This is a genomic window from Curtobacterium sp. Csp2, assembly GCF_013347165.1.
Map to the genome: position 1 here is coordinate 1,756,696 of NZ_CP054593.1, position 12,465 is coordinate 1,769,160.

Sequence of the window (12,465 nt, forward strand, 5' to 3'; positions counted from 1 at the left end):
CGTTCGACAGGTCGGGCTCGATCGTGACGTCGCGCGCGGCGATCGGGCCGGGGTGCACGACCCACTCACCGACGGACGGCTGGTCGACGCGGACGCCGCGGGCGCGGAGCGCGGCGACGGTCATGTCGATGTGCGGCAGGCTCGGGAGTCGGTCGCCGACGTGGGTGAGGTGCAGGCCCTCCTCGAAGCGCGGCGCCGAGAGGAGCAGGCCGGAGACGAACTGCGACGACGCGCTCGCGTCGATGGTGAGCGCGCCGCCCCTGATCGAGCCGGTCCCGGTGAACGTGAACGGCATCGCGCCGTCGCCGTCGTCGGTGACGTCCACGCCGAGGTCGACGAGCGCGCGGATGATCGCGCCCATCGGCCGCTTCCGGGCGTAGGGGTCGCCGTCGATCGTGACCGGCCCGGCGGCGAGGGCGGCGAGCGGGGGCAGGAAGCGCATCACGGTGCCGGCGAGCCCGCAGTCCACCCGGACGCCGCCGTGCATCGGGGCGGGGATGATCCGGAGGTCGGGGCCGTACGGGTTCGGCTCGGTGCCGGGCGCCGGCTCGAGTTCCTCGATGCCGACGCCGAGCTGCCGGAGCCCCGCGACCATGAGTGCGGAGTCGCGGGAGTGCAGGGGGAGCCGGATGGTCGACGGGCCGTCCGCGAGGGCGGCGAGCACGAGCTCCCGGTTCGTGAGGGACTTCGAGCCGGGGAGCGCGACGTCCCCGTGCAGGGGCCCGCGCGCACGCGGGGCGATCCACGGATCGGGCTGCTGGGAATGCGTCGTGTCGGCCATCGGTTCACCAGGGTACTGAACGCACCGGGAGGACCATTGGCGACAGCAACACTGGCGCGACCGTCGACACGGTTGCGGGACACGGTCACGACGCTCGACGACGCGGTCGTACCCGGCTCGCGCGGGGCGGCGGGCACGCTCGTGGCCGCCGGGCAGGTCGGGACCGTCCGCCTAGACTGGGACGCGATGACCTCCGACGAGCCGCAGGCAGCACCGCACGACCTGGTCGAGGAGACCGAGGAGCAGCTCGACGCGGTCTCCGAAGCGGCCGAGGCCGAGGCCGAGGCCGCGGCCGAGGAACTGGCCGAGCCCGCCGACGAGAAGACCGTGTCGGAGTCCGAGCTGCGGTCGCTGTTCGAGACCCAGGCGCTGCCCTTCATGGACCAGCTCTACGGCGCCGCGATGCGGATGACCCGCAACCCCGCCGACGCCTCGGACCTGGTGCAGGAGACCTTCGTCAAGGCGTACGCCGCGTTCCGGCAGTTCCGCCAGGGTACGAACCTGAAGGCCTGGCTGTACCGGATCCTGACGAACACGTTCATCAACACGTACCGCAAGAACCAGCGGAACCCGTACCAGGGCACCATCGACGAGCTCGAGGACTGGCAGCTCGGCGGCGCGGAGAGCGTCACCCAGTCGGTGTCCGCCCGCTCCGCCGAGGCCGACGCGATCGACCACCTGCCGTCCTCCGCCGTGAAGGACGCGCTCCAGTCGATCCCCGAGGACTTCCGGATGGCCGTGTACTTCGCGGACGTCGAGGGCTTCTCCTACCAGGAGATCGCCGACATCATGAAGACCCCCGTGGGGACGGTCATGAGCCGTCTCCACCGTGGCCGCCGGCTCCTCCGCGGGCTCCTGGCGGACCACGCACGCGAGACCGGCATCGTCCCGGACGCAGCGTCGACGGCGACGATGCGCGGACGCGGCCGGAAGACACCGGCGACCACTGGTCGCTCCGACGGGAAGGACGCACGATGAGCGGCTGCGACTGCTCGAAGGCGAAGGCCGAGCTCGAGGAGTTCCTGCACGACGAGCTCTGCCGCGAGGACGCCGCGGACATCCGCGAGCACATGGAGTCCTGCGAGGACTGCACGAGCGAGCACCGCGTCGGCGTCGTCCTCATGGAGACCGTGAAGCGCGCGTGCAAGGAGACGGCTCCGGAGCAGCTCCGCACCGAGATCCTCGCGCGCATCCGGGTGGAGCAGGCGAGCCACTGACCGTCGCTGCGGCGTGTCGTCACACGTCGCCCGTGCTCGGTAGGGTCGCCCCATGACCCTCACCGCCGAGTCGATCACCACCTGGTCCGACACGGACGTCGCCGACGTCACCGCCCTCGTCCGCCTGCTCGGACACGTCGTCGACGAGCCCGAGATGCGCGCACGGCTCGAGCGGCTCACGCCCGCAGCGGGGCACCGCACGTGGCTCGTCCGCGGCGACGACGGGCGCGCCGTCGCGGTGGCGGGTGCGCAGGTCACGTGGTCCTACGCGAGCGACGAGCCGACGGCGCAGCTCCTGCTGCTGGTGGTCGACCCCACGGCCAGGAGGCACGGGACGGGTTCCGCGCTCATCGACACCTTCGAGACGTGGGCGCGTGAGCAGGGCGCGAGGCGCCTGAGCGCCGTCTCCGCGGCGGCGACGGACAGCGCGCACCGCTTCTACCAGAAGCGCGGGTACCACGAGGCCGGGGTGCGGTACACGAAGCTCCGGTAGCACCGAGCCCGACACGAGCGCGGCCCGCCCCGGAGGACCGGGGCGGGCCGTGTCGGCTTCGCGGTGTGGTGTGGTGTGGTGCGGTGCGGTGCGGTGCGGTGTCAGTGCTGCGCCGAGCCGAGGGCCCGGCGGATCACGTCCGAGGCCTCCTGCGCGGAGCGCTTCGACGAACCGGTCGCCGGGGCGGCGCTGGCCGGACGAGCCGCGACCGAGAGCGGCCGACCGTCGAGGTGCGGCGAGAGCCCCATGCAGACGAACGGCCAGGCACCCTGGTTCTCGGGCTCCTCCTGGGCCCACACGACCTCGGCGTCCGGGTAGCCCGAGAGGACCGCGAGCAGGTCGTCGAGGGGGAGCGGTGCGAGCTGCTCGAGCCGGACCAGGGCGACGTCGGAGCGGCCCTGCTTCTCGAGCTCGGCGCGCAGGTCGTGGTGGACCTTGCCGGAGTGCAGCACGACGCGGCGCACGGTGCCCTTGTCGGCCACGCGGTCGTCGTCCAGGACCGCGTGGAACGTGCCGCTCGTGAAGGCCTCGACCGGGCTCGTCGCCTGGCGGAGTCGGAGCATCGCCTTCGGCGTGAACACGACGAGCGGCTTCTGCGGGCGCGCCCACGCCTGACGGCGGAGCAGGTGGAACCACGACGCCGGCGTCGACGGACGCGCGACGATCATGTTGTCCTCGGCGCAGAGCTGCAGGTACCGCTCGATACGTGCCGAGGAGTGGTCCGGCCCCTGGCCCTCGTAGCCGTGCGGCAGCAGCAGGACCAGGCCGGAGCGCTGCCCCCACTTCTGCTCGGCCGACGAGATGAACTCGTCGATCACGGTCTGGGCGCCGTTGGCGAAGTCGCCGAACTGGGCCTCCCAGAGCACGAGCGCCTCGGGACGCTCGACCGAGTAGCCGTACTCGAACGCCATCGCCGCGTACTCGCTGAGCAGCGAGTCGTAGATCATGAAGCGCGCCTGGTCCTCGCTGACGTTCGCGAGCGGCAGCCACTCCTGGCCGTTCGACCGGTCGTGGAAGACCGCCTGGCGCTGGACGAACGTGCCGCGGCGGGCGTCCTGGCCGACGAGTCGGACTGGCTTGCCCTCGACGAGCACGGACCCGATCGCCATGAGCTCGGCCATCGCCCAGTCGATGCCGCCGGAGCGGGTCATCTCGGTGCGCTTGGTGAGGAGCTGCTGGAGCTTCGGGTGCACCTGGAACCCGGCGGGCGGGTTGCTGTGCGCGTCGCCGATCGCCCGGACGAGGTCCTCCGAGATCGCGGTCTCGTGCACGTCCACCTCGGAGTCGTCGCGCTGTGCGGTCGGCCGCTCGAGGCCGTCCACCGCACCGGCGTCGTCGCCCGTGACAACCGGCATCGTGCCGGTCTGTGCCTCGTGCGTCTCGGCGAAGGCGCGCTCCAGGCGGTCCTGGAAGTCGCGGTGCGCCTCGTCGTACTCCTGCTGGGTGATGTCGCCGCGGCCGACGAGCGCCTCGGTGTACAGGGTGCGGACGGAGCGCTTCGCCTCGATGAGGTTGTACATCATCGGCTGTGTCATCGAGGGGTCGTCGCCCTCGTTGTGGCCGCGCCGGCGGTAGCAGACCAGGTCGATCACGACGTCGCGGTGGAACTCCTCGCGGTAGGCGAAGGCGAGCTCTGCGACGCGGGCCACGGCCTCGGGGTCGTCGCCGTTCACGTGGAAGATCGGCGCCTGGATCGTCTTCGCGACGTCGGTCGAGTAGACCGACGTGCGGGCGGACTCCGGCGGGGTGGTGAACCCGACCTGGTTGTTGATCACCAGGTGGACGGTGCCGCCGGTGCGGTAGCCGCGGAGCTGCGACATCTGCAGCGTCTCGACCACGACGCCCTGGCCGGCCATGGCCGCGTCGCCGTGCACGAGCACCGGCAGCACGCCGAAGGTGCCCGGGGGCGTGCGGTCCTGCTTCGCGCGGACGATGCCCTCGAGCACGCCGTCGACGGCCTCCAGGTGGGACGGGTTCGCCGCGATCGTCACGGGGATCGACGAGCCGTCCGACGCGCGGAACACGCCCTCGGTGCCGACGTGGTACTTCACGTCGCCGGAGCCCTGCCCGGAGACGGCGCCGGGCAGCGACGAGCCCTCGAACTCCCGGAAGATCTGGCCGTAGGTCTTGCCGGCGATGTTCGTCAGCACGTTCAGGCGGCCGCGGTGGGCCATGCCGATCGCGACCTCGGACAGGCCGGAGGTGGCGGCGTGCTGGATGAGCGTGTCGAGGAAGGCGATGGTGGACTCGCCGCCCTCGAGCGAGAAGCGCTTCTGGCCGACGTACTTCGTCTGCAGGAATGTCTCGAACGCCTCGGCCTCGTTGAGCTTGCCGAGGACGCGGAGCTGCTCGTCCTTCGACGGCTTCGAGTACGGGACCTCGATGTGGGCCTGCACCCAGCGGCGCTGCTCCGGGTCCTGGATGTGCATGTACTCGATGCCGACCGTGCGGCAGTAGGCGTCGCGGAGGATCCCGAGCACGTCGCGGAGCGGCGCGTTCGTGGTGCCGGCGAGACCGCCCGTGACGAACTCGCGGTCGAGGTCCCAGAACGTCAGCCCGTGGTTCTCGATCTCGAGGTCCGGGTGCGTGCGCTGCCGGTACTCGAGCGGGTCGATGTCCGCCATCAGGTGCCCGCGGACGCGGTAGCTGTTGATGAGCTCCTGCACGCGCGAGGTCTTGTTGACCCGGTGCGCCAGGTCGACGTTGATGTCGTTCGCCCACTGGATCGGCTTGTACGGGATCCGGAGCGCGGCGAAGATGCCCTCGTAGAACCCGTGCTCGCCGATGAGCCGCTCGTGCACCTTCTTCAGGTACTCGCCCGACCCGGCGCCCTGGATGACGCGGTGGTCGTAGGTGCTCGTCAGCGTGATGGTCTTGCCGACGCCGAGTTCGACGAGCGTCTTCGTCGCGGAGCCCTGGAACTGCGCCGGGTACTCGAGCGCGCCGGCGCCGATGATCGACCCCTGGCCCTTCGTGAGGCGGGGGACCGAGTGGACCGTGCCGATGCCGCCCGGGTTCGTCAGCGAGATCGTCGTGCCCTGGAAGTCGGCCGGGGTGAGCTTGTTGTCGCGGGCGCGCTTGACGAGGTCCTCGTAGGCGGAGAGGAACTGGCCGAACGTCAGCGTCTCGGCGCGCTTGATGCTCGGGACGAGGAGCGAGCGCGTGCCGTCCTTCTTCGGGACGTCGATCGCGATGCCCAGGCCGACGTGCGCGGGCTCGACGACGAAGGGCTTGCCGTCGCGCTCCTCGTAGAAGACGTTCTGGCTCGGGAAGTCCTTGAGCGCCTGGACCATCGCCCAGCCGATCAGGTGCGTGAAGGAGATCTTGCCGCCCCGGGCCCGGCGCAGGTGGTTGTTGATCACGATCCGGTTGTCGATCATGAGCTTCGCCGGGATCGTCCGCACGCTCGTGGCGGTCGGGACGGTGAGCGAGGCGTCCATGTTCGACGCGAGGGTCTTCGCCATGCCGCGGAGCGGGGTGGCGACGTCCTCGTGGGTCTCGTCGTGGTCGTCGGCGGCGTCGTTCGCCTCGGCCGGGATCGGCTGCGGCGACGGCTGCTTCGACGTGGTCTTCGCCTGGATCGGGCCGCCTGGCTGCTGCGCCGCGGCCGCGGGCTGCGCGGCGGACCGGGGCTGCGCGGCCGTCTCGGGCTGCGGGACCGCCTGCTGCTGCGCAGGTGCCGGGGAGTTCCCGCCGGCTGCGGCGCCCTGCGACCGGTGGTAGCTCTCGAGGACGGGCCACCAGGACTTGTCCACCGACTCCTTGTCGGCGACGAACTGCTCGTACAGCTCGTCGACGAGCCATTCGTTCGCCCCGAATTCGCCCGCGGTCTCGTCCGTACCCGTCAGATGGCTCGACACAGCCGATCGCCCACTCTCCGTCGATAGATGCTCGTGTGTGTCGTGCGGGGCAACCCTGCTCCGCACTGCCCGCCAGCCTAGCCGTTCCGTCATGACCGTCCGGTGCGATGCGGGGGTGGGTCGCGCCTCCCGGCAGCCCGCGCGTGTCGGGGCCGCGGACGCCCGCTGGACCGGGGATCCCGCGCCCCTGCGGAGCCGTACAGTGGACTCCATGAGGTTCTACGAGACGCGGCCGACCCACGACCTGACCTACTCCGACGTCTTCCTCGTCCCGAGCCGTTCCGGCGTGACGAGCCGCTTCGACGTGGACCTCTCGACGAACGACGGCACGGGAGCCACCATCCCGATCGTCAGCGCGAACATGAACTCGGTGACCGGCCCACGGCTGGCCGCCACGCTCGCCCGGCGCGGCGGGCTCGGTGTGCTGCCGCAGGACATGCACCTGCAGGACCTCGACGCCGCGATCCGGTGGGTCAAGGACCAGCCGGTCGACTTCGACACCCCCTACGACCTCGGCGCCGACACGACCGTGGCCGAGGCCCTCGAGCAGCTCCTGCCGGTCGCGGGCCGCGGGGTCGTCGTGCGGGACGCGTCGGGGGAGTACCTCGGCTGCGTGCCCGCCGGTCGCCTCGGCACCGCGGGTCCGGACGCCACGCTCGGCGACCTGCTGCACGGGGCCTCCACCGCGATCGACGCCGACGACGCCGGTTCGCCCCGCCACGTGTACGACGTGCTGTCCGCCGCCGAGGTCGACTTCGCCCCGGTCGTCCGGCACGGCCGGGTCGTCGGCACCACCAGCCGGACGAGCGCGATCCGCTCCGACATCTACGCGCCCGCCGTGGACGGCGACGGTCGCCTCCGGGTCGCAGCCGCGGTCGGCATCAACGGCGACGTCGCCGCCAAGGCGAAGGCCCTCGCGGCCGCCGGCGTCGACGTGCTCGTCCTCGACACCGCGCACGGACACCAGGAGGGCATGCTCCGCGCGCTCCGGACCGTCTCCTCGCTCGGCCTCGGCCTGCCGATCGTCGCCGGCAACGTCGTCACCGCGGACGCCGTGGCCCACTTCGTCGACGCCGGCGCGAGCATCATCAAGGTCGGTGTCGGCCCCGGCGCGATGTGCACCACGCGCATGATGACCGCCGTCGGCCGACCGCAGTTCTCCGCCGTGCTCGAGACCGCCGCGGCCGCGCGCTCGCTCGGCGCGCACGTCTGGGCCGACGGCGGCGTCCGCTACCCGCGGGACGTGGCACTGGCGCTGGCCGCCGGGGCCTCGGCCGTCATGATCGGCTCGTGGTTCGCCGGCACGCTCGAGGCACCGGGCGTGCTGCGCCGCGACGCCGCGGGCAAGGCGTACAAGGAGAGCTGGGGCATGGCGTCGGCGAAGGCCGTGCGGGAGCGGTTCGAGCGGCTCGACCCGTACGAGCGCGCACGCAAGGCGCTCTTCGCCGAGGGCATCTCGTCGTCGACGATCTACCTCGACCCCGAGCGCCCGAGCGTCGAGGACCTCCTCGACATGATCACCACGGGCATCCGCAGCTCGGCGACGTACGCGGGGGCGTCGTCCCTCGCCGAGTTCTCCGAGCGGGCACTGGTCGGGATCCAGTCCGCTGCGGGCTACGAGGAGGGCAAGCCCCTGCCCGTCAGCTGGTAGCGCGCGACGCGATCCGTGCGTAAGACGCAACGAGGGCGGTTCCTCGCAGCGGAGTACCGCTGCGAGGAACCGCCCTCGTTGCGTTTCGGGGAAGGGATCGGGTCAGCGCCGTCGGGTGGCGTCCTGGACCTCGCCGACCAGCTCCTCGAGGATGTCCTCGAGGAACAGCACGCCGAGCGTCCGCCCGTCCGCGTCGAACGCGCGCGCCACGTGCCGCCCGGCGGCCCGCATGGTCGCGAGGGCGTCCTCGAGGTCCATCTCCGTGTACAGCGAGATGAGCTGCCGGATCCGCTTCGGCGGCACCGGGTCGTCGAACTCGTCCGGACGCAGGTCGATGACGTCCTTGACGTGCACGTAGCCCGTCGGGTCGCCGTCGTCGCCGACGAGCACGTAGCGGGAGAAGCCCCGCTGCGCCACCGAGCGCTCGACGTCCGCCGGGGTGGCGTCGTCGGGGAGCGTGACGAGTTCGGACATCGGCACCGCGACGTCCTTGACCTTCTTCTCGGTGAACTCGAACGCCATCGCGAGCTTGCCGTCGTCGGTGAGCGTGCCCTCGCGGCGGGACTGCTCCACGATGGTCTGGACCTCTTCCACGGTGAAGGCGCTCACGGCCTCGTCCTTCGGCTCGACCTTGAACAGGCGCAGGACGGCGTTCGCGACCTCGTTCAGGCCGACGACGACCCAGTGCAGGGCGTGCCCGATGTACCAGAGCGTCGGGACGAGCACGAGGGCGGCCCGGTCGGGCATCGAGAACGAGATGTTCTTCGGCACCATCTCGCCGAACACCACGTGCAGGAACGAGACGAGCAGCAGCGTGAACACGAACGCGACGATGCCGATCACCTCGACGCTCCACCCGGTCAGGCCGAGCGGGACCTCGAGCAGGTGGTGGATCGCCGGTTCGGACACGTTGAGGATGAGCAGCGAGCAGACCGTGATGCCGAGCTGGGTGGTGGCGAGCATGCGGGTCGCGTGCTCCATCGCCCAGAGGGTCATCTGCGCGGCCTTCGACCCGGCCTCGGCGCGTGGTTCGATCTGCGACCGCCGCGCGGAGATCACGGCGAACTCCGCGGCGACGAAGTAGGCGTTGCCGAGCAGCAGCACGACGAGCCAGAAGATGCCCCACCAGTCGGAACTGCTCGAGGCGGACTCGCCGGCGGCCAGGACGACCCCGCTCGACACTGCGGCACTCATCGGGTGCCCTCCTTCGTGGCCGGGATGATGATGCCGGTGGCGGGGCGCTGCGTGGTCGCGGTGCTGCCGGTCGGCGTCGGGTCGGGGTGGATCGGGGTCCAGCGGATGCGGTCGATGCGGCGGCCGTCCAGGCGTTCGACGCGGAAGACGCCGTCCTCGATCGCGACCTCGTCACCGACGACCGGCAGGCGGCCGAGCGTCGACATGAGGAACCCGCCGACGGTCTCGTACGGACCGTCCTCGGGGACGCGCACGCCGGCGCGGTCCTCGAGCTCGTCCGGCCGGAGGAGCCCCGGGAAGGTCAGCCACCCGCGGGAGCGGACGACGTCGATCCTGGCGCGGTCGTGCTCGTCGGACACCTCGCCGACGATCTCCTCGACGAGGTCCTCGAGCGTGACGACCCCGGCGGTGCCGCCGTACTCGTCGACGACGATGACCATCTGGTAGCCGCGGCTCCGGACCTCGGCGAGCAGGGTGTCGCCGGGCATGGTCTCCGGGACGCGTTCGGCCTCGGTCATGAGCGCGCCGACGGGGACCTCGGCACGCTTCTCGCCCGGCACGGCGACGGCCTGCTTGACGTGCACGAGCCCGACGACGTCGTCCGCGTCCTCCTCGATCACGGGGAAGCGGCTGAAGCCGGTGCGGCGGGCCAGCGCGATGACGTCCTCGGCGGACTCCGACACCCGGATCGTGGACAGGCGCGGACGCGGGGTCATCACGTCATTCGCGCTGAGCTCGGAGAACGCGATGGTGCGCTGCAGGAGCGTTGCGGTGTCCTGTTCGAGCGAGCCCTCGGACGCGGACCGGCGGAGGAGCGAGCTGAGCTCCTCGGCGCTCCGGGCACCCGACAGCTCCTCCTGCGGTTCGATGCCCATCGACCGGAGCACGGCGTTCGCGGTGCCGTTCAGCACGGCGACCGCGGGCTTGAACACCGTCGTGAACGCGACCTGCAGGGGCACGACGAGCTTCGCGGTCTGCAGCGGCAGGGCCAGCGCGAAGTTCTTCGGGACGAGCTCGCCGAGGATCATCGACAGCAGGGTCGCGATCACCAGGGCGACGATCGACCCGACGGTCTCGACGATCGCCTCGGGCAGGTCGAGTGCGAGGAACGGCGCCTCGAGCAGGGTCGCGATCGAGGGCTCGAGCAGGTAGCCGGTCAGCAGGGTGGTCAGCGTGATGCCGAGCTGCGCGCTCGACAGGTGCGTCGAGGTGACCTTGAGCGCGCCGATGACCGGCCCGAGGCCGGACTCGCCGCGGTCCCGACGTGCCTCGACCTCGGCGCGGTCGAGGTTCACGAGGGCGAACTCGGACGCCACGAACACACCCGTGCCGAGCGTCAGCAGGATGCCGCCGATCAGCATGACGACGTCGATCGGGCTCATTCTTCACCTCCCGCAGGGCGCGAGGGAGTGCTGCTCACCGAGTGAGCGGCGGATGAGTGAGGCGAGGAGGCGTTCGGAGGATCGTCCACAGTGAGGGTCATCGTACTGCGCCGGGGCGTCGGAAGCCGAGAGGACGTACAGGTCCAGGTGGCCTACGCCGTCACCCGGGCGCGGTGGTACTGCTGCGGTTCGTAGTCGACGTGCACGCCGAGCTCGACCGCAGCGCGGAGCGGGAAGGCCGGGTCGCGGAGGAACTCGCGCCCCACCATGACCACGTCGGCCTGTCCGGTCGCGACGACCTGCTCGGCCTGGAACGCGTCGGAGATCATGCCGACCGCGATCGTCCGGACGCCCGCGTCACGCTTCAGTGCTGCCGCGAAGGGCACCTGGTAGCCGGGGCCCACCGGGATCGGGGCGCTCGCGACGTTGCCGCCGGTCGACACGTCGGCCAGGTCGGCACCGTGCTCGGCCGCCCAGCGCGCGACCTGCGTGGTCTCGTCCAGGGTCAGTCCGCCGTCGACCCAGTCGGTGGCCGAGAAGCGGACGACGACCGGGAAGCCCTCGCCGACCTCGGCGCGCACCGCGTCGAGCACCTCGAGGAGCGCACGGGCCCGGTTCTCGAGCGACCCGCCGTAGGCGTCCGTGCGGCGGTTCGACAGCGGCGAGAGGAACTGGTGGAGCAGGTAGCCGTGCGCGGCGTGCAGCTCGACGAGGTCGAAGCCCGCGTCGACGGCCCGACGGGCGGCGGCCGCGAAGGCGAGCGCGACGACCCGGATGTCCTCGGGCTCGAGCTCGCGCGGCGCGGCGTACCCGTCGAAGGCCACGGCCGAGGGCGCGACGGTGCTCCACCCGCCCTGGTCGACCGGCACCGAGCCGTGCGTGTCCTCCCACGGGCGGAACGTCGACGCCTTGCGCCCGGCGTGCGCGAGTTGGATGCCGGCCGCGGCGCCCTGCTCGTGCAGGAAGTCGACGATCGGCCGGAACGCGTCCCGCTGCTCGTCGTTCCACAGCCCGAGGTCCTGGGGGCTGATCCGACCCTCGGGGACGACGCCCGTCGCCTCGACCACGACCGCACCGGCACCGCCCTTGGCGAACCCGCCGAGGTGGACGAGGTGCCACGGGGTCGGGACGCCGTCCTGCCGCTCGACCGAGTACTGGCACATCGGGGAGACCCAGATGCGGTTGCGGACGGTCAGGTCGCGGACGGTGATCGGGTCGAACAGGGCGTGGGTCACGCGGAGGCTCCTTCGGCGGACGCCGCCAGGTCCTGCAGGAAGGCCCGCAGCCCGGCCGGCGACGTGTAGTGGTGGCCGACCGCCCCGATCGCGTCCGCGCCGGCGGCGTTCTCGGCCCTGTTGTCGACGAACACCATCTGCTCCGGCGTGATTCCCAGCCGGTCGCACGTCGTGCGGTAGACGGACGGGTCGGGCTTCAGGACGTGCTCCTCGGCGCTCACGACGACGGTCTCGAAGAGCGACCCCATCGGGGACCGGCGGTAGGGGTCGCCGAAGTCGAAGCCGGCGTTCGACAGGAGCGCGAGCCGAGTGCCGGCGTCGTGCAGCTCCTCGACGATCGCGAGGGTCTCCTGCTCGACCGCGAACCACCCGGTGAAGTCGATCGCCCAGAAGCCGTGCACCTCGGTGACGCTCCAGGACCGGCCCGTCCGGGCGCCGATCGCGCGCCAGTACTGCAGCACGGACAGGTCGCCGCGATCCAGGTCGTGCCGGAGCTCCTGGTAGACGGGCAGCAGCTCGTCCATGGGCACCCCGGTGGCCTGCACGAGGGCGTCCCACGCGCCGTGCGGCGTCCTGCTGATCACCTCGCCGTAGTCGAAGACCACCACGCGACCGGGCAGGAACAGGCTCATGCGCCCCACCGTAACGTGGG

General features: G+C 71.6%; 10 protein-coding genes. 4 read left to right on the forward strand and 6 right to left on the reverse strand.

The window, feature by feature from the left end; all coding sequences use genetic code 11:
* The coding region (locus HUN59_RS08630; protein WP_368076216.1) for a 3-phosphoshikimate 1-carboxyvinyltransferase at positions 1–781 on the reverse strand (781 nt) is incomplete at its 3' end.
* A 186-nt stretch (positions 782–967) separates the two neighbouring features.
* Between HUN59_RS08630 and HUN59_RS08635 the strand changes: the two genes are divergently transcribed.
* Genes HUN59_RS08635 through HUN59_RS08645 form a run of 3 tightly spaced genes read left to right on the forward strand, consistent with a single transcriptional unit; the run spans position 968 to position 2,491 of the window.
* Positions 968–1,759: a sigma-70 family RNA polymerase sigma factor gene (locus HUN59_RS08635; RefSeq protein WP_174779430.1), complete on the forward strand. Its 792-nt coding sequence runs from the start codon at positions 968–970 to the stop codon at positions 1,757–1,759.
* Positions 1,756–1,998, forward strand: a complete 243-nt coding sequence (locus HUN59_RS08640; RefSeq protein ID WP_174778114.1) for a zf-HC2 domain-containing protein — start codon at positions 1,756–1,758, stop codon at positions 1,996–1,998. Before HUN59_RS08635 ends, HUN59_RS08640 begins: the two co-directional genes overlap by 4 nt.
* Before the next feature lie 52 nt (positions 1,999–2,050).
* Entirely contained in the window at positions 2,051–2,491 is a 441-nt protein-coding gene (locus tag HUN59_RS08645; RefSeq protein ID WP_144800937.1) for a GNAT family N-acetyltransferase, read from the forward strand.
* Positions 2,492–2,592: 101 nt separating this feature from the next.
* On the opposite strand, the gene HUN59_RS08650 is transcribed toward HUN59_RS08645, so the two are convergent.
* Positions 2,593–6,351: a multifunctional oxoglutarate decarboxylase/oxoglutarate dehydrogenase thiamine pyrophosphate-binding subunit/dihydrolipoyllysine-residue succinyltransferase subunit gene (locus tag HUN59_RS08650; protein ID WP_174778115.1), complete on the reverse strand. Its 3,759-nt coding sequence runs from the start codon at positions 6,349–6,351 to the stop codon at positions 2,593–2,595.
* A gap of 211 nt (positions 6,352–6,562) precedes the next feature.
* On the opposite strand from HUN59_RS08650, the gene HUN59_RS08655 reads away from it, so the two are divergent.
* Positions 6,563–8,002: a GuaB1 family IMP dehydrogenase-related protein gene (locus tag HUN59_RS08655; protein ID WP_174778116.1), complete on the forward strand. Its 1,440-nt coding sequence runs from the start codon at positions 6,563–6,565 to the stop codon at positions 8,000–8,002.
* A 102-nt stretch (positions 8,003–8,104) separates the two neighbouring features.
* Here HUN59_RS08655 and HUN59_RS08660 read toward each other — a convergent pair whose 3' ends face one another.
* From HUN59_RS08660 to HUN59_RS08675, 4 genes are all read right to left on the reverse strand, one after another.
* Entirely contained in the window at positions 8,105–9,196 is a 1,092-nt protein-coding gene (locus HUN59_RS08660; protein WP_231048990.1) for a hemolysin family protein, read from the reverse strand.
* Entirely contained in the window at positions 9,193–10,578 is a 1,386-nt protein-coding gene (locus tag HUN59_RS08665) for a hemolysin family protein (RefSeq protein WP_174778117.1), read from the reverse strand. Before HUN59_RS08665 ends, HUN59_RS08660 begins: the two co-directional genes overlap by 4 nt.
* A 152-nt stretch (positions 10,579–10,730) precedes the next feature.
* Entirely contained in the window at positions 10,731–11,813 is a 1,083-nt protein-coding gene (locus HUN59_RS08670) for an NADH:flavin oxidoreductase/NADH oxidase (protein WP_174778118.1), read from the reverse strand.
* Positions 11,810–12,445, reverse strand: a complete 636-nt coding sequence (locus HUN59_RS08675; RefSeq protein ID WP_174778119.1) for an HAD family hydrolase — start codon at positions 12,443–12,445, stop codon at positions 11,810–11,812. The genes HUN59_RS08670 and HUN59_RS08675 overlap by 4 nt, the downstream gene beginning before the upstream one ends.
* Between the last annotated feature and the right edge of the window lie 20 nt (positions 12,446–12,465).